Source organism: Streptomyces sp. NPDC037083, from assembly GCF_055606485.1.
Genome location: NZ_JBVJSQ010000003.1, coordinates 1 through 17,694 on the forward strand (window position 1 = coordinate 1; position 17,694 = coordinate 17,694).

Annotated in this window: 14 protein-coding genes and 1 riboswitch; of the genes, 11 read left to right on the top strand and 3 right to left on the bottom strand. The window is 72.5% G+C overall.

Translation table 11 applies throughout. The features are described 5' to 3' along the window. The 5 genes from ACZ7DE_RS08610 to ACZ7DE_RS08630 all read left to right on the top strand — a co-directional run. A partial coding sequence (locus ACZ7DE_RS08610; protein ID WP_470759004.1) for a flavodoxin-dependent (E)-4-hydroxy-3-methylbut-2-enyl-diphosphate synthase occupies nt 1-702 on the top strand: 702 nt, incomplete at its 5' end. 26 nt (nt 703-728) lie between these two features. Beyond that, nucleotides 729-2,651, top strand: coding sequence for a 1-deoxy-D-xylulose-5-phosphate synthase (gene dxs, locus ACZ7DE_RS08615; protein WP_470759005.1), 1,923 nt, complete (start codon nt 729-731; stop codon nt 2,649-2,651). Continuing rightward, nucleotides 2,648-4,033, top strand: coding sequence for an aspartate aminotransferase family protein (locus ACZ7DE_RS08620; protein WP_470759006.1), 1,386 nt, complete (start codon nt 2,648-2,650; stop codon nt 4,031-4,033). The genes dxs and ACZ7DE_RS08620 overlap by 4 nt, the downstream gene beginning before the upstream one ends. A gap of 71 nt (nt 4,034-4,104) precedes the next feature. Next, a complete protein-coding gene (locus tag ACZ7DE_RS08625) occupies nt 4,105-4,737 on the top strand; it encodes a helix-turn-helix domain-containing protein (RefSeq protein ID WP_470759007.1) in 633 nt (210 codons plus the stop codon). After that, nucleotides 4,734-4,856, top strand: a complete 123-nt coding sequence (locus ACZ7DE_RS08630) for a DUF6126 family protein (RefSeq protein ID WP_470759008.1) — start codon at nt 4,734-4,736, stop codon at nt 4,854-4,856. The genes ACZ7DE_RS08625 and ACZ7DE_RS08630 overlap by 4 nt, the downstream gene beginning before the upstream one ends. A gap of 20 nt (nt 4,857-4,876) precedes the next feature. On the opposite strand, the gene ACZ7DE_RS08635 is transcribed toward ACZ7DE_RS08630, so the two are convergent. Continuing rightward, nucleotides 4,877-5,674 (bottom strand): tyrosine-protein phosphatase, encoded by a 798-nt coding sequence (locus ACZ7DE_RS08635; protein ID WP_470759009.1) that lies wholly within the window; start codon nt 5,672-5,674, stop codon nt 4,877-4,879. A 223-nt stretch (nt 5,675-5,897) separates the two neighbouring features. Here ACZ7DE_RS08635 and ACZ7DE_RS08640 point away from each other — a divergent pair, with 223 nt between their 5' ends. The 3 genes from ACZ7DE_RS08640 to ACZ7DE_RS08650 all read left to right on the top strand — a co-directional run bounded on the left by ACZ7DE_RS08640 (nt 5,898) and on the right by ACZ7DE_RS08650 (nt 10,487). Then, nucleotides 5,898-7,973, top strand: coding sequence for an alpha-galactosidase (locus ACZ7DE_RS08640; protein WP_470759010.1), 2,076 nt, complete (start codon nt 5,898-5,900; stop codon nt 7,971-7,973). A 304-nt stretch (nt 7,974-8,277) separates the two neighbouring features. Next, nucleotides 8,278-8,435: riboswitch (cyclic di-AMP (ydaO/yuaA leader) on the top strand. Between the two features lie 4 nt (nt 8,436-8,439). After that, complete coding sequence (locus ACZ7DE_RS08645) at nt 8,440-9,393, top strand: M23 family metallopeptidase (RefSeq protein WP_470759011.1); 954 nt, start codon at nt 8,440-8,442, stop codon at nt 9,391-9,393. A gap of 308 nt (nt 9,394-9,701) precedes the next feature. Continuing rightward, nucleotides 9,702-10,487 carry an SGNH/GDSL hydrolase family protein gene (locus tag ACZ7DE_RS08650; RefSeq protein WP_470760050.1) on the top strand — a complete coding sequence of 262 codons (786 nt, stop codon included), beginning with the start codon at nt 9,702-9,704 and terminating at the stop codon, nt 10,485-10,487. Nucleotides 10,488-10,751: 264 nt separating this feature from the next. Here ACZ7DE_RS08650 and ACZ7DE_RS08655 read toward each other — a convergent pair whose 3' ends face one another. Together ACZ7DE_RS08655 and ACZ7DE_RS08660 are read right to left on the bottom strand one after the other, a co-directional pair. Next, the gene (locus tag ACZ7DE_RS08655; protein ID WP_470759012.1) at nt 10,752-11,372 is read right to left on the bottom strand and encodes a TetR/AcrR family transcriptional regulator; all 621 of its coding nucleotides are present in this window, start codon (nt 11,370-11,372) and stop codon (nt 10,752-10,754) included. 171 nt (nt 11,373-11,543) lie between these two features. Further along, on the bottom strand, nt 11,544-12,722 hold the full coding sequence (locus ACZ7DE_RS08660) for a Glu/Leu/Phe/Val dehydrogenase dimerization domain-containing protein (RefSeq protein WP_470759013.1): 1,179 nt from the start codon (nt 12,720-12,722) through the stop codon (nt 11,544-11,546). Between the two features lie 128 nt (nt 12,723-12,850). On the opposite strand from ACZ7DE_RS08660, the gene ACZ7DE_RS08665 reads away from it, so the two are divergent. From ACZ7DE_RS08665 to ACZ7DE_RS08675, 3 genes are all read left to right on the top strand, one after another. Beyond that, complete coding sequence (locus ACZ7DE_RS08665) at nt 12,851-14,080, top strand: MBL fold metallo-hydrolase (protein ID WP_470759014.1); 1,230 nt, start codon at nt 12,851-12,853, stop codon at nt 14,078-14,080. Between the two features lie 327 nt (nt 14,081-14,407). Then, on the top strand, nt 14,408-17,197 hold the full coding sequence (locus tag ACZ7DE_RS08670; protein WP_470759015.1) for a sensor histidine kinase: 2,790 nt from the start codon (nt 14,408-14,410) through the stop codon (nt 17,195-17,197). Nucleotides 17,198-17,262: 65 nt separating this feature from the next. Next, a complete protein-coding gene (locus tag ACZ7DE_RS08675; RefSeq protein WP_470759016.1) occupies nt 17,263-17,694 on the top strand; it encodes a roadblock/LC7 domain-containing protein in 432 nt (143 codons plus the stop codon).

The following is a 17,694-nucleotide window of genomic DNA, read 5'->3' on the forward strand; positions in this document are numbered from 1 at the left end:
GACCGCCGTCTGCTGCAGAAGTACGGCAGGGCGACCCCGGAGGCGCTGGTCGAGTCGGCCCTGTGGGAGGCCTCGCTCTTCGAGGAGCACGGCTTTTGCGACATCAAGATCTCCGTCAAGCACAACGACCCGGTGATCATGATCGAGGCCTACCGGCAGCTCGCCGCGCAGAGCGACTACCCGCTCCACCTCGGCGTCACCGAGGCCGGGCCCGCCTTCCAGGGCACCATCAAGTCGGCCGTCGCCTTCGGCGCGCTGCTCTCGCAGGGCATCGGCGACACCATCCGGGTGTCGCTGTCGGCCCCTCCGGTCGAGGAGGTCAAGGTCGGCATCCAGATCCTGGAGTCGCTGAACCTGCGGCAGCGGCGACTGGAGATCGTCTCCTGTCCGTCGTGCGGGCGGGCCCAGGTCGACGTCTACAAGCTGGCCGACGAGGTCAGCGCGGGCCTGGAGGGCATGCAGGCGCCGTTGCGCGTCGCGGTCATGGGCTGCGTGGTGAACGGACCCGGCGAGGCGCGGGAGGCGGACCTCGGCGTCGCCTCCGGCAACGGCAAGGGTCAGATCTTCGTCAAGGGCGAGGTCGTCAAGACCGTCCCCGAGTCGAAGATCGTGGAGACCCTCATCGAGGAGGCGATGAAGATCGCCGAGCAGATGGAGCAGGACGGCGTCGCGGCGGGGGAGCCGGCCGTCACCGTGAGTTGAACAGCACGGACCGAAGGGGGCCCGACGTGACGATCCTGGAGAACATCCGGCAACCACGCGACCTGAAGGCGCTGTCGGAGGCGGAACTCGGCGAACTGTGCGAAGAGATCAGGGAGTTCCTGGTGCACGCGGTCGCCAGGACCGGCGGACACCTCGGGCCCAACCTGGGCGTGGTGGAACTGGCCGTCGCCCTGCACCGGGTCTTCGAGTCGCCGGTGGACCGCATCCTGTGGGACACCGGCCACCAGAGCTATGTGCACAAGCTGCTGACCGGGCGTCAGGACTTCTCCAAGCTGCGCGGCAAGGGCGGCCTGTCCGGCTACCCCTCCCGTGAGGAGTCCGAGCACGACGTCATCGAGAACAGTCACGCCTCCACCGCGCTGGGCTGGGCGGACGGTCTCGCCAAGGCCCGCCAGGTGCAGGGCGGGAAGGGCCATGTGGTCGCGGTCATCGGCGACGGCGCGCTGACCGGCGGCATGGCCTGGGAGGCGCTCAACAACATCGCGGCCGCCAGGGACCGTCCGCTGATCATCGTCGTCAACGACAACGAGCGCTCGTACGCGCCGACCATCGGCGGGCTCGCCAACCACCTGGCGACCCTGCGCACGACCGACGGCTACGAGAAGGTGCTGGCCTGGGGGAAGGACGTGCTGCTGCGCACCCCGGTCGTCGGTCACACGGTCTACGAGTCGCTGCACGGCGCGAAGAAGGGCTTCAAGGACGCGTTCGCGCCGCAGGGCATGTTCGAGGACCTGGGCCTGAAGTACGTCGGCCCGATAGACGGTCACGACCTGGGGGCCGTCGAGTCCGCGCTGCGCCGGGCCAAACGCTTCGGCGGGCCCGTGCTGGTGCACTGCCTGACCGAGAAGGGCCGCGGCTACGAGCCCGCCCTCGCGCACGAGGAGGACCACTTCCACACCGTCGGCGCGATGGACCCCCTCACCTGCGAGCCGCTCACTCCCGCCGGCGGGCCGTCCTGGACGTCGGTCTTCGGGGACGAGATCGTGGCGATCGGCGAGGAACGCGACGACGTCGTGGCGATCACGGCGGCGATGCTGCACCCGGTGGGGCTCGGCAGGTTCGCCGAGCGCTTCCCGGACCGCGTCTGGGACGTCGGCATAGCCGAGCAGCACGCGACCGTGAGCGCGGCCGGTCTGGCGACCGGCGGCCTGCACCCGGTCGTCGCCGTCTACGCCACGTTCCTCAACCGGGCCTTCGACCAGTTGCTGATGGACGTGGCCCTGCACCGCTGCGGGGTCACGTTCGTGCTGGACCGGGCCGGGGTCACCGGCGTCGACGGGGCGTCCCACAACGGCATGTGGGACATGTCCGTGCTCCAGGTCGTGCCGGGACTGCGCATCGCGGCCCCGCGCGACGCCGGGCAGCTGCGCGCGCAGCTGCGGGAGGCGGTCGCGGTGGACGACGCGCCGACCCTGGTCCGCTTCCCGAAGGAGTCGGTCGGACCGGACGTGCCCGCGGTCGACCGGGTGGGCGGCATGGACGTGCTGCGCCGGGGCGAGCGGCCGGACGTGCTGCTGGTGGCCGTCGGCGTGATGGCGCCGGTGTGCCTGCAGGCCGCCGAGCTGCTGGCCGCGCGGGGCGTCCACTGCACGGTGGTGGACCCCCGTTGGGTCAAGCCCGTCGACCCGGCCCTGCCCGGCCTCGCCGCCGAGCACCGCCTGGTTGCCGTCGTCGAGGACAACAGCCGTGCCGCCGGCGTCGGATCGGCGGTGGCGCTGGCCCTGGGCGACGCCGAAGTCGACGTCCCCGTACGCAGGTTCGGGATCCCGGAGCAGTTCCTCGCGCACGCCAAGCGGGGCGAGGTGCTCGCCGACATCGGTCTCACGCCCGTCGAGATCGCCGGCCGGATCGGCGCGAGCCTCGCCGTGCGGGACGTCAGGTCCGCCGACGCTCCCCTCGCCGGCCCAGTCAAGGAGAAAGCTGAATGACCACGGAGTTCGACCTCGGCGCCCTGCTGGCCGAGCGCGGAGCCGAGCGCTACGAGCTGCACGGCAGGTATCTCAACCACCAGCTGCCGCGCATGCTGCACACCATCGGCTTCGACAAGGTCTACGAGCGCGGCGAGGGCGCGTACTTCTGGGACGCGAAAGGCAACGACTACCTGGACATGCTCGCCGGGTTCGGGGTGATGGGCCTGGGCCGCCACCACCCCGTGGTCCGCAGGGCGCTGCACGACGTCCTCGACGCCCAGCTCGCCGACCTCACCCGGTTCGACTGCCAGCCCCTGCCGGGGCTGCTGGCCGAGAAGCTGCTCGCGCACAGCCCGCACCTGGACCGCGTGTTCTTCGGCAACAGCGGCACCGAGGCGGTGGAGACCGCCCTGAAGTTCGCCCGGTACGCCACCGGCAGGCCGAGGATCCTGTACTGCGACCACGCCTTCCACGGCCTCACCACGGGCTCGCTGTCCGTGAACGGCGAGTCGGGCTTCCGGGACGGATTCGCGCCCCTGCTGCCCGACACGCCCGTCCCGCTCGGCGATCTCGACGCGCTGGCCGCCGAGTTGAAGAAGGGGGACGTCGCGGCCCTGATCGTCGAGCCCATCCAGGGCAAGGGGGTGCACGAGGCGCCCCCCGGCTATCTGCGCGCCGCCCAGGAACTGCTGCACCGGCACAAGGCGCTGCTCGTCGTGGACGAGGTGCAGACGGGGCTGGGCCGGACCGGCGACTTCTACGCCTACCAGCACGAGGAGGGCGTCGAGCCGGACCTGGTGTGCGTGGCCAAGGCGCTGTCCGGCGGGTACGTGCCGGTGGGCGCGACCCTCGGCAAGGACTGGATCTTCAAGAAGGTCTACTCGTCGATGGACCGGGTGCTGGTGCACTCGGCGAGCTTCGGCTCCAACGCGCAGGCCATGGCGGCGGGGCTCGCCGTGCTGGCCGTCATGGAGAACGAGCAGATCGTCGCGAACGCCCGGCTGACGGGGGACCTGCTGAAGTCCCGGCTCACCGCCCTGAGCGACAGGTACGAGCTGCTGGCCGACGTCCGCGGCCGGGGGCTGATGATCGGCATCGAGTTCGGCAGGCCCAGGTCGCTGAAGCTGCGCAGCCGCTGGACCATGCTGCAGGCGGCGCGCAAGGGACTGTTCGCGCAGATGGTGGTCGTACCGCTGCTGCAGCGGCACCGGATCCTCACCCAGGTCTCCGGCGATCACCTGGAGGTGATCAAGCTGATTCCGCCGCTGGTCATCGGTGAGGCTGAGGTGGACCGCTTCGTCGACGCTTTCACCGCCGTGATGGACGAGGCGCACACCGGCGGCGGGCTGATGTGGGACTTCAGCAAGACGCTGGTGAAGCAGGCGGTGGCCAACCGCTGACCGCCCGGGCGAGGCTTTGCCTCTGAGGCAAGGAATTTGCCGCAGAGGCAAAACAGGCGTGAAATGGACACATGAGCTCGCCCGAGTCCGAGCCCTCGCCGCAACAGGACGAGGCTCTTCCCACCGTCGCGCCCCAGCTGCGCGCCCTGCGCCGCAGGGCCGCCCTCACCCTGGAGGCCGCGGCCCGCGCAGCCGGACTGTCGCCCGCCCATCTGTCCCGTCTGGAGACCGGCCGGCGTCAGCCCTCGCTGCCGATGCTGCTCACGCTGGCGCGCGTCTATGGTACGACCGTCTCGAACCTGCTCGGAGAGACGGTCGCCGACCGCGACGCCGTGGTCCGCGCCGCCGACATGGAGCCGACCCGCGCGGGCGGCTGGACCTACTGGCAGGCCGGCGCCTCCGGGCGCGGGATGCAGGCCCTGCGCGTCCATGTCCCCCACGGCTCCCAGGGCGACATCGTGCGCGTGCACCCCGGGGAGGAGTGGCTGCACGTCCTGCGCGGACGGCTGCGGCTGAGCCTGGGGGACACCACCGACCTGCTGGGGCCGGGCGACAGCGCGCACTTCGACTCGCTGACCCCGCACCGCATCGCCGCGCAGGAGGCCGACGGGGTCGACCTCCTCTTCGTCCACACCTTGTTGCAGAGCCCCACGGCCACGCTGTGCCTGGGCCCCAACCCGTCAGAGAGCGACGTGACGCCATGAGCGACCGCGAGGAGAAGTTCCCCCGCACCCTCTGGATCCGGCTGATCATCTACATCGCCGTGGGGCACGCCTTCGCGGCCTTCCTGTGGCTGCTGTTCGAGGTGGGGGCCAAGCAGTAGCGCCGGCGGCCCGCGGCGGGTCAGTCGAGCAGCCGCTCCTTCAGCCGCTCGCGCGTCCCACCGGAGAGTCCGAGGCCGTGCTCCAGGTAGGCGTCGACGCCGCCCCAGGTCTCGTCGATGGTCTCGAAGGCCGCCGCGAGGTACTCCGCGCGGGCGTCGAAAAGGGGGCTCAGCAGCTCCATGACCTCGGGGGAGTAGGCCTCGGCGGCGGTGGCGCTGCGGCGCACCTTGTAGCGGCGGTGCCTGGCGTTGGACTCCAGGTAGTCGCCGAGGATCGCCTCCCGCTCGACGCCCACGGCCAGCAGCGTCACCGCGACGGACAGGCCCGCCCGGTCCTTGCCCGCCGCGCAGTGCATCAGGGCCGGGACACTGTCCTCGGCGAGCGCGTGCAGCACCTGCGAGTGCTCGGCCGTACGCCCCTTGACGATCGCGCGGTAGGAGGCGATCATCCGGCCCGCGCCCTTGCCGTCGCCGAGGATCTCGCGCAGCTGGTCGAGGTGGCCGTCGCGGACCATCTTCCAGAACTCGGCCCCGTCGGCCGGGTCGGACAAGGGCAGGTTGACGTTGCGCACGCCCGGCAGCTCGACGTCCGGACCCTCCAGTTTCTGGTCCGCCGCGTTGCGGAAGTCGAAGACGGTGTGCAGGCCCAGGCCGGAGAGGAACGCGGCGTCCTCGTCGGTGGCGTGCGCGAGATGGCCGCTGCGGAACAGCACGCCGTGACGCACCCGCCGGCCGTCGACGGTCGGCAGACCGCCCACATCCCGGAAGTTGCGCACGCCGGCCAGCTCGGGCTCGGTCGACGGGATCTGCTGCGTCACGGGAACTCCCTCCCTGTCGGTCTCCGTCGGCGCGGCTCGTGGTGGCCGACGGGACACCTCCTCGACGATACGACATGGGTTCCCGGGGCAACGGGTTGTCCACAGGCGGCCGACCGGGCGTCCGGCCAGGTGAAAGTCCTGTCCGCGGGAAGTTGCCCGGCGGGCCGACGGCATTCGATGATGTTGGGGCTTGATCGCACCTGTTCGAATCAGTGGGGGTTTGATGCCCGAGATCGCCGACAACGGCCGTACGTGGCTCCTTTCGGGGCCCACGAGCAGCTACGCCCTCCACCTCACCGAGGCCGCCGAGCTGATCCATCTGCACTGGGGCCCGCGCATCGCGCTCGCGGACGCCGAGGCCCTCGCCGCGCTCGCGCTGCCGGAACGCGGGGCGTCCTTCGAGGCCCCGCTCGACGGCCACGAGGAGTACCCGGTCGAGGGCGGTCCCCGCTTCGTCCGGCCCGCGCTGTCGGTGCGCACCGAAGCGCGGCGCGGCACCGAGTGGACCTTCGAGGCGCACGAGACCGACGGCGACGAACTCCGGCTGCGGTTCCGTGACGCCGGGCTGAGCGTCACCCTGCACTACCGGATGCGCGGCGACGTCGTCGAGCGGTGGGCGACCCTGCGCAACGAGGGTGAGCAGCCGCTGGAGCTGCTCCGGGCGGACTCGGCCACCTGGACCCTGCCCATGCGTGACGACTGGCGGCTGTCGCAGCTGCACGGGCGCTGGGCCGCCGAGTCGCGGCTCACGCGGTCCGCGCTCACCTACGGCGAGAAGGTCATCGGCAGCCGCCGCGGCCACACCGGACACCAGCACCTGCCCTGGGTCGCCCTCGACACCGACGCGACCGAGGAGCGCGGCGAGGTCTACGGCTGCGCCCTCGGCTGGTCCGGCTCGTGGCGCATCGCCGTCGCCCAGCTCCCCGACGCGCGCGTGCAGATCACCGGCGGCGCCGGATACGACGACTCGGGCCTGCTGCGCCTCGCGTCGGGCGAGGACTTCACCGCGCCCGTCTTCGCCGGCCTGTGGACCGACGCCGGTTTCGGCGGCGCGAGCCGCGCCTGGCACGCCTATCAGCGCACCCACGTGATCCCGGCCGCCGAGCAGGACCGGCCGGTGCTGTTCAACTCGTGGGAGGCCACCTACTTCGACATCTCCGAGGAGCAGCAGGCGAACCTCGCCCGGCGCGCCGCGGCGATCGGGGTGGAGCTGTTCGTCGTCGACGACGGGTGGTTCGGGGCGCGCACCGGCGACCACGCGGGGCTCGGCGACTGGCGGCCCAACCCCGACCGCTTCCCCAACGGCCTGAAACCCCTCGGGGAGTACGTGCACGCCCTCGGCATGCAGTTCGGCGTCTGGGTCGAGCCCGAGATGGTCAACCCGGACAGCGACCTGTACCGGGCGCACCCCGACTGGGTGCAGTTCCAACCGGGACGAAAGCGGACGGAGTTCCGCAATCAGCTCATGTTGAACCTCGCGCGCGAGGACGTCCAGGAGTACCTCTGGGAGCAGCTCGACGCCCTCCTGTCCAGCGCGCCGATCGACTACGTCAAGTGGGACTTCAACCGCTGCTTCACCGACGCCGGCTGGCCGGACGACCCCTACCCGCAGCGCCTGTGGGTCGACCACGTGCGCGCCCTCTACGGCCTCCTGGACCGGCTGCGGGCTGCCCACCCGGGCGTCGCCTTCGAGTCCTGCTCGGGCGGTGGCGGGCGCATCGACCTGGGGATCATGAGCCGCACCGACCAGGTGTGGACCTCCGACAACACCGATCCGCTCGACCGGCTCGACATCCAGCACGGCTTCAGCCAGCTGCACCCCGCCCGGGTCATGGCCGCATGGGTCACCGACAGCCCCAACACGCAGCTCAACGGGCGGGTCAGCTCGCTGCGCTTTCGGTTCGTCAGCGCCATGGCCGGGGTGCTCGGCGTCGGCGGGGATCTCGCCGAGTGGAGCGAGGAGGAGCTCGCCGAGGCGCGCGGATGGGTGGACCTCTACAAGGACATCCGGCCCCTGGTGCAGCACGGCGACCTCTACCGGCTGCGTCCGCCGACGGGCGGACTGAGCGCCGTTCAGTACCTGCGCGGCGACGAGACCGTCGTCCTCGCCTGGCTCCAGGCGCAGCGGTTCGGTGAGCCCGTTCCCGCGCTGCGGCTGCGGGGGCTCGACCCGACAGCCTCGTACGAATGCCGTGAAACGGGCGAAGTGCACCGGGGTGCGGTACTGCTGCACCACGGGCTGCGTACCGGTCTGCGCGGCGACCTCGATGCGACGGTTATCCGCCTGCGTCGCATCTGAGCTTTCTGTCCGAATTGGATCCTTTGTTTGAACTCGCTATGTAATAAAGGGTCCTGGAGAAGTGTCACGTGAGCAGCGTCATAGCTGTGACCGTGCGTCGCCCGTCATGTTCACGTAATTCGCGTGTGATTCAAGGGTGCTTGGTGAATTGGCGGCGGTGCGATTCACGGAGCGTGACCGGGAATTCCCGCAGGGGATCAAGTAGAGGGCGTCGGCCGTACAACCTCTGCTTGTCCCTGTGCGTCCTGGTCGCTTACGTTCCACACCAATCCGGACGGACGCCCAATCCTGCCGCCGCCCGGAGACCGCACACTCACCCGTGAACGGCAGGAGCGGGGGACCCACAGGCACAACCGCCTGTTCCGGTCCCGGAACAGGCTTGGGGTAAAGCCGCGCCTCGGCGCGGCCGGGCATCTCCAGTCCGCACCCGACAGCTCACCTCGCAGGCGCCGGAGAGGAATTCGCCATGCCCGCGAAGGGTAAGCACCGCCGTCCCAAGGCCCAGCGTTTCACCCGTTCCATAGCCGTCGCCGGAACCGGCGGCGCCGCGCTCGCCCTTCCGCTCATGGGCGCCTCCGGCGCTCACGCGGCCACCCCGGAATCCGTTGCGCAGACCGCCGGCCAGTCGGTCGCCCGAACCGTTTCGGAAAAGACCGTTCAGGCCGCCGCGGTGACCCGGAAGACCGCCACCTCGAAGACCTACACCGTGCGGTCCGGCGACTACCTCTCGAAGATCGCGGACGAGCAGAAGGTCAGCGGCGGCTGGCGGAAGCTCTACCAGGACAACCGCGAGGCCGTCGGTGACGACCCGTCGCTGATCCACCCCGGCCTCAAGCTGTCGATCGGCAAGAAGGCCGCGACCGGCGCCCCCAAGCCGTCCGGTTCGTCCTCTTCCTCCTCCAAGAGCTCGTCGAAGTCCTCGGCGTTCTCGAAGTCGTCGAAGGCCTCCGACGCGAAGGCGTCCACCTCGTCGTCCTCGAAGGCCACCCAGGCCTCCGAGACCGGCTCCAACGGCTTCGTGCTGCCGGTGGCCGGCGCCACCGTCGGCACCCCGTACCACCAGTCGGGCAGCATGTGGTCGAGCGGCTACCACACGGGCGTGGACTTCGTCGTCCCGACCGGCACCTCGCTCAAGGCCGTCGGCGCGGGCACCGTCGTGTCCGCGGGCTGGGGCGGCGCCTACGGCAACCAGGTCGTCATCCGGCTCGCCGACGGCTACTACGCCCAGTACGCCCACCTCTCGCAGCTCTCCGTCTCGGCCGGCCAGACCGTGACCGCGGGCCAGCAGGTCGGACTCTCCGGGGCGACCGGCAACGTGACCGGCCCGCACCTGCACTTCGAGATCCGCACCACGCCGGACTACGGCTCGGACGTGGACCCGATCGCGTACCTCCGCTCGCACGGCGTCAGCGTCGGCTGACCCTGCCGGTCTCGCCCGCTCGACGTCGATCGAGCGGGCGGACCCCCTCGCCTGACACGCAGTCGAAGGCCGCACCCGCCCGGGTCCGGCCTTCGACTGCGTGTCAGGCCCATGTCGGGTTCCGCACCGCCCGGAGTCATTCCCGTTTCAACGACTTTCGGGTGTGGCTCCCTATTCCCTGGTTGGCAAATTCTTTAGGAGTGGCTTATCTCACCGACCGTCAACCTCTGCCTACGGTCGCGTAAGTCACATTCGAAGGTGAATCATGAACTGCTGTGGCAGACGATTCGAAGAGTGACAACAGATCAGTGATCGGGTCGTACGTGGCGGTGGGGGACAGCTTCACCGAGGGCGTGGGCGACCCCGGCCCCGACGGGGCGTTCGTCGGCTGGGCGGACCGGCTCGCGGTCCTCCTCGCGGACCTGCGTCCCGAAGGCGACTTCAACTACACCAACCTCGCGGTCCGCGGAAAGCTGCTCGACCAGATCATGGAGGACCAGCTCCCCAGGGCGGTGGAACTCGCCCCGGACCTGGTCTCCTTCTGCGCGGGCGGCAACGACATCCTCCGTCCAGGAACCGACCCGGACGAGGTCGCCGAGCGCTTCGAGCGCGCGATCTCGGCCCTGACCGCCGTAGCCGGCACAGTCATGGTGACCACCGGCTTCGACACCCGCGGCGTCCCCGTGCTCAGGCACTTGCGCGGCAAGATCGCCACCTACAACGGGCACGTCCGTGCCGTCGCCGACCGGTACGGCTGCCCGGTGCTCGACCTGTGGTCCCTGAAGTCGGTTCAGGACCGCAGGGCCTGGGACGGCGACCGGCTCCACCTCTCCCCGGAGGGGCACACGCGCGTGGCGCTGCGCGCCGGCCAGGTCCTCCACCTGGAGGTGCCGGCCGACCCGGAGCAGCCGTGGCCGGCGCTCCCGCCGCGCGGCACCCTCGAGGTGCGGCGCGACGACGTCCAGTGGGCCCGCGAGTACCTGGTGCCGTGGATCGGGCGCCGGCTGCGCGGCGAGTCCTCCGGCGACCACGTGATAGCCAAGGGCACGCTGTCGCCGGACGACATCAGGATGCGGATCGCCGCCGTGGCCTGAGCGGGCCTCAGTGCGCGGACGCGGCCGGCCGTGGGCGTCCCACGGCCGGCCGCTCCACCCGTGAGGTGACCGTACGGGTGTGGCGACCGGAAGCGCGCCGACACGCGCGCTTGGGCGACCGCACGCACTCACGCCCGTCCGGCACACTCGGGGACCGGGCCCGCGCGCCCTTTTCCCGTACGCCCGTCACACCCGGAGAGGTCCGGGCGGAGGTGACGCGACGGTGGTCCACGAGTTCGACCGACCGCGGCCTGCCCCGGCGGCTCAGCGCTCCTCGGCGCTCGACGTCCCTGCGTCCAGGCCGAGTTCGCGGTTCAGTGCCTCGTCCACCCACTCCTGCGCCCTGGCCCGGGACACCGCGCCCTCGTACGACGTCAGTTGTACGGCGAGCCCGTCCAGCAGGGCCGTCAGGCGCAGCGCCGTGCCCTCCGGGTCCGGGCAGCGGAACTCGCCCGCGGTCACGCCCTCCGCGATCACCCCGGCGAGCGCGGCCTTCCACTCCCTGTCGAGATCCCGGGCGACCTCCCGCAACGCGGGCTCGCGCAGCGACACGGCCCAGCCCTCGATCCACAGCCGCCAGCCCTTGGCCTGTCCCGTGGGCGCGTACCAGCGCACGGCCGCGCGCAGCCGGCGCAACGCCGTCGTGCGGCGGCCGGCCAGCTTGCGCAGGTGCGCCAGGTCGTCCTGGGCCGCGAGGGCGAACGCGTCGGCGACCAGCCTCTCCTTCGTCGAGAAGTGGTAGAGGACCAGCGCGTTGCTCACCCCGAGGGCCGCGGCCACGTCGGCGATCCTGACCGCCGCCACGCCCCGCGCCTCGATCTGCTCGATGGCCGCCCGCAGCAGCTCCTCGCGCCGCTCGGCCACACTCAACCGGACCCTCGTCACCGGGTCACCCTAATCCGTGGACGACCGCGGCGAGCAGGGAGGTCCGGCGCACCGCACCGCGGCGCGGGCGCACACGCGCGGCGCGCCCCCGGTCCCGTCCGAGGAGCGGCGCGGCCCCGCACGGCGGTCAGGCTCGCGGCGGCAGGGGGGTGCGAGCGCCGTCCGCCCGTCTCAGCGGTGGACGCCGAAGCGTCGTGCGATCGCCGGGAGTCGCCGTTCGGCGATCGAGTGCGCGGCTGCCCGGGGGGTCGTTCCGTCCGCCTCGGCGCGGGCCAGCACCAGTTCCACCAGGGCGCGCATCGAGCGGCGCGTGTGCGCGAAGGCTTCGTCCGGGTCCGCACCGATGTCGCCGAAGAGCGTCCACCACCACCAGGCGTTGGTGGCGGAGTTGACGACGACGTCCGGCAGGACGCTCACCCCGCGCGCGTGCAGCAGCGCCTCCGCCTCCGGCAGGACGGGCATGTTGGCCGCCTCGGCGATCCACCGGGCGCCGATCCGTTCCTGCTCCTCTACCCCGATCGCGTACGACACGGCGGCCGGCACGAGCACCTCCGCCTCCGCCGAAAGCCAGGCGTCGCCGGGCAGTTCGCGGTCGCCGGGACGCAGTACGGCCCGATCCACGGCGCCATGGGCGTCCCGCCCCGCGAGCAGCGCCTCCACGTCGAGTCCGTCCGGGTTGGCGATCGTGCCCTTGACGTCGGCGACGGCCACGACCGTCAGACCCGCGCGCGTGAGGAAGCGGGCGGTGGCCCCGCCCATGGTGCCGAGACCCTGGAGGGCGACCCTGATCCCGGCGTGCGCCACCCCGGCCCGGTCCAGGGCGGTCAGCACGGACTCGGCGACCCCGCAGCCGCCGACCAGTTCGTCCAGGCCGATGCCGTCGACCTCGACGGCGAAGGCGTCCGCGAGCCGCGTCCGGGCCGCGCTCTCGTCGTCGAGCAGCGGGTGCACCGCCTGCACGGACGACACCAGCCCCACCTCGGCGATCGCCCGGTCGACCAGGTCCTGGGTCAGCCCGAGGTCCTCGCCGGTGGTCCAGCAGCTCTCCACGTACGGCCGCACCGCGCGCAGGTAGCGCACCAGCAGCCCGTACGCCTCCGGGTCCCGGGGATCGCAGTCGATGCCGCCCTTGGCGCCGCCCAGAGGGACGTAGCGGGCCTCGGGGTCGTAGTGCAGCGCCTCCTTGAGGCTCATGCCGCGGGCGAGTCCGGTCACCTCCTCCAGGGTGCAGCCGGCCCGCATCCGCAGGCCGCCGCTGCACACTCCGCGCACGAGCCGGTCGACGACGAGGAACCCCTGGCGGCCCGTGAAGTGGTCGGTCCAGGTGAGCGACAGGAAGGGGGAGGTCACACGGGCTCCTCGACCGGCACGGTTACTGAACAGTGGGTCAGTATTGGGAGGTGTGACGAAGCCTGTCAACGCGTTGTCGGAAGAGGCGACCATAATGGAATGCCTCAGCGACTCCACCTGGAGGTACCGTGTCCGGTTTCCGTTCCCTGAGCTCCGGGCTCCGTGCTCTGCAGCCCGAGGCCTTCGGCGCGGATCCCCGTGGTGAGCGCCTGGCGCGCATCCGCAGATCGCCCCACTTCAAGGACGGGGTCTTCCTGAACCCCGGCGGCCCGGCGCGAATCCGTCCCTCCGCCTCGACGCTCGACTTCGCCAAGGTCTTCTTCGACCGGGAGCAGCGGCCCCGCCGCGCCCCCGCGGGCACCGTGCCGGTGCACGCCACCACGCTCGCCGACCTGGCCAAGCCGCCCGCCACGGGTCTCAGGGTGACCTGGATGGGGCACTCCAGCGTCCTCGCGGAGATCGACGGGCAGCGCGTCCTGTTCGACCCCGTCTGGGGCGAGCGCTGCTCCCCGTTCCCCTTCGCCGGCCCCAAGCGGCTGCATCCGGTCCCGCTGCCGCTGGCCGCGCTGGGCCCGGTCGACGTCGTCGTCATCTCGCACGACCACTACGACCACCTGGACATGCCCACGATCAAGTCGCTGGCCGGCACGGACACGCTGTTCGCGGTGCCGCTCGGCGTCGGCGCCCACCTCGAGCACTGGGGGGTGTCCGCCGGCCGGCTGCGCGAGCTGGACTGGCACGAGGAGACGAAGGTCGGCGCTCTCACCCTGACCGCCACCCCCGCCCGCCACTTCTGCGGTCGCGGCCTGCGCAACACCCAGCACACCCTGTGGGCGTCCTGGGTCGTGGCCGGCGAGAAGCACCGGATCTACCACAGCGGCGACACCGGCTACTTCGACGGATTCCGGGAGATCGGCGCCGCACACGGGCCGTTCGACGCGACGATGATCCAGATCGGGGCGTACTCCGAGTTCTGGCCCGACATCCACATGACCCCCGAGGAGGGCATGCGAGCCCATGTCGACCTCCAGGGCGGTTCCGGCGGGGTGATGCTGCCCATCCACTGGGCCACGTTCAACCTCGCCACGCACGCGTGGACCGACCCGGGGGAGGGCACGCTGGCCGCCGGACGGGCGGCCGGCGCGCGTGTGGCCCTGCCGCGCCCGGGCGAGCCCTTCGAGCCCACGGCCGAGTCCGTCCCGGGCGAGCCGTGGTGGCGGGGTGTGGCGCGCACTCCGGCGGGCGGCTGGCCCTCCACGGACGAGACGGCAACCGAGGCCAAAGCCGATACCGAGAGTGACATCACGGCGGGTGCCGCCGAGGGCGGTGAAGCGTCGGAGGCGGTTCCGGCGGGCTGACCGGGGCGGGTCGGCGTTCGACCGTGCGGGCCGGGGGGCGGAGAGCCTCCGGCCCGCACAGTCATTTTCTGAACGCGCCTGACCAGCCCTGATCGAACTTTTTCCTCGTTGTGCCTCGCATCGCTCCGGCTTATCGGTCTGTCGTACGAAGCCTCATACCAGAGCGGGACGCTGCGTGTGGGACTTTGTCAACTGCCCACCGCACATGATGGGTTGCCGACTACTGTGAGTGGCCGTCGGGCGACACCGGGCCGAATTCTTCGGCTCTTCCGACCGACGGCTCTTCCGACCGACGACCCGGCTCGACGGACCAGTACGAGGACACCGATGTCTCACCTCCGCGCACCCGCCGCACGTGCAGACCGCCGTGAGGGCGGGCGGCACGGGCGGCCGCCCGCCCGCACCGCACCGGCGTCGGCCGAGACACACATACGGCCCCAGTTGCTGCGCCTCGCCGTGCTCCCGCCGATCGCGGTGGCCCTCAGCGCCTGCGCGGTGGTCCTGTTCACCGTGCGCTCCACCGGCGTCCGGCCCGGACCGACCCTGTGGGCGGTCCTCGCGGGCGCGGTCGCGGTGACCGGCGCCGGCATCGTGATCGCCGCCGTGGCCGCGGACCGTGCCGCCCGCGTCGTCAGCGACCGCGTCGCGGCCCTGCGCCGCGGCAGCGCGCGCGGCGAGGCCGAGCTGCGCGGCGTCATCGAGGCGCTGCGCCGGGGTGAGGCCCCGCCCGCCCGCACGTCGCGGGGCGGTCCGCCCGGCGACGCCGACGACTTCGAGCTGCTCGCGGCCGACCTGGCCCGCGCCCACGACGGGGCCGTCACCGCCGTCGTGCAGGCCGCACAACTGTCCAGCCAGACGGGCAGCGAACAGAAGCTGGAGGTGTTCGTCAACCTCGCGCGGCGCCTTCAGTCCCTGGTGCACCGCGAGATCTCGATTCTCGACGAGCTGGAGAACGAGATCGAGGACCCCGACCTGCTCAAGGGCCTCTTCCACGTCGACCACCTCGCCACCCGCATCCGCCGCCACGCCGAGAACCTCGCCGTCCTCGGCGGGGCCGTCTCGCGCAGACAGTGGAGCAACCCGGTCTCCATGACCGAGGTGCTGCGCTCCGCGATCGCCGAGGTCGAGCAGTACTCGCGGGTCAAGCTCGTCCCGCCGATCGACGGCGAACTGCGCGGCCACGCCGTCGCCGACGTCATCCACCTGCTCGCCGAGCTCGTCGAGAACGCCACGGTGTTCTCCGCCCCGCACACCCAGGTGCTGCTGCGGGCCAACCTCGTCACCTCGGGGCTGGCCGTCGAGGTCGAGGACCGCGGCCTCGGTCTGCCCGTGGAGGAGCAGAGCAGGATGAACGCCCTGCTCGCCGATCCCGACCAGGTCAACGTCGGCCGCCTCCTCGCCGACGGCCGGATCGGCCTGTTCGTCGTCTCGCAGCTGGCCCGGCGGCACGGCATCCGGGTCCGTCTGCAGAGCAACATCTACGGCGGCGTCCAGGCCGTCCTCGTCGTCCCGCAGGCCCTGCTGGGCTCCGCGCCCGGCATCCTCGGCGCCGTACCGCAGGGCCCGGACACCGACGGCGGCGGCCTGCCCCTCGTCCCCGCCTCGACGCCCGCCGCGTCGCCCCCCACGACGCCCGCCGCCGCGTCCGGGCGGCCGCCGATGCCGCCGCCGCCCCAGGGCCGGCCGGTCGGAACCGGGGCGCACTCCGCGCCCGGCGCCGGCCCGGCACCCGCACCGCCGCGCCTTCCGCACCAGCCCGGCACGGGCCGCCGTCCGCACTCGGCGCAGCAGCCGGCGGGCCGTCCGCCCGCGCCCGGCCAGGCCGGGGACGCCGGGGGGACGGCCTGGTCACCGGTTCCGGGCGTCGGCGACGCGGGAGCGCCGCCGGTCCCGGCTCGGACCGGGGACGCCGACGACGGCGCCGGCCGCTCGCTCGGCGCCGCACGGGCGCACGAGGGCGGCCCCGCGGGCCCGGCGAGCCTGTCGCCGCAGGCCTGGGAGGTCTCGGACGCCGACCGGTGGACCACCCCGTCACACACCCGGCCCACCCAGCACACCCCTGCCGCCGGTACACCCCTGCCCTCGCCGCGTCCGCCCGAGGTTCCCGGTCCAGCCGGTACACCCCCGGCCCCGCCGCGTGCGCAGGACGCTTCAGGTCCCGCCCACACGGCGACGCCGCCGTCGCGGCCGGAGCCCGCACCCGGGCCCGGGCGGCACGGCGCGTCCTCGGCGGGGTCCGCCGAGCCCGGCCCGCAGCCGGACGTCCCGCCCGCGGACGGGGCCCGGCCCGCGCCGCTGCCCGTCCGTGGCGCCCGCGGGGAACGGCCCACCCCGGCCGAGGCCGTCCCCGGCATCCGGCCCGGTCACCGGCCCGTCGTCGAGGAGCACGAGGGCATCGCGCCCACACCGCGCACCGGCACGGTGCGCGGCACCATGGGCAAGCCCCAACTGCCCCGGCGCCGGGCGCAGGAGCACCTCGTGCCCCAGCTGCGCGGCGGTCCGGCCCCGCGTCAGGAGGTCGAGCAGCCCGTCGGCCACGATCCCGGCCTGATGGCGGCCTTCCAGCGGGGCATCGGCCTGGCCGAGGCCCAGCAGAGCCTGGAGGCGGACGTCATGGAGCCGTCCCCGTATCCGGTGCCGGACCCGCCGGTGCCGGCGGACCCGCCAGGCCGCTCGCCTGCGTCCTTGCCGGCGCCCTCGCCTTCGTCTTCTTCGTCCTCGTCCTCGTGGTCCCTGGACCCGGCGTCGTTCCTCCCGTCGGACCCGGCGGGTCCGTCCCCGCACGCGGCGCCTGGGAACACCGCCCTGTCCCTCCACGGGCCGTCGTCGGCCCGCCTCGGCGCCGCCCCGGACCCGGAGACGGCCACCTCGCGCGAGGCCTTCCCCGTCGGCGGCGACACCGGCGACACCGCGGACGGCGTCCCGGAAGGCGTCCGGCTCGTGTCGCCGATGTCGCTCTCGGCCGACGTACGGCCGTCGCGCCGGTCCGGGATATCCGAGGCCCGCCCCGCGCACGCGGCCGCGCCGCCCGAGGCGTACGGCGCGCGCGAGGGGCTGGACCTGCCCGGTCCCGACCAGTCCACCGCCCGGCACGACGGGAGCGCACCCGCCGGATGAGCACGCTGAGCACCCCCACCCCCAGCGCTCCCGCAGACCTTCGTACCTCAAGGAGTCGATCCACCATGGCGAGCGATGCGCCGACCGGCCATGTATCCGATCTCGACTGGCTGATGAGCGGCCTCGTGCAGCGCGTACCGCACACCACGAGCGCGGTGCTGCTCTCCTGCGACGGGCTCGTGAAGTCGGTCCACGGCCTGGACCCCGACAGCGCCGACCACATGGCCGCGCTGGCCTCCGGCCTGTACTCCCTCGGCCGCAGCGCCGGCGTCCGGTTCGGCGACGGCGGTGACGTGCGGCAGGTCGTCGTCGAACTCGACTCGACGCTGCTGTTCGTCACCACCGCCGGCTCCGGCACGTGTCTGGCGGTGCTCGCCGGGCGTGAGGCCGACGCGGCCGTGCTCGGATACGAGATGGCGATGCTGGTGAAGAGCGTCCGGCCGTACCTGATGACCGCGCCCCGGCAGCACGCGGAACCCTCGGTGATGGGACCTTGA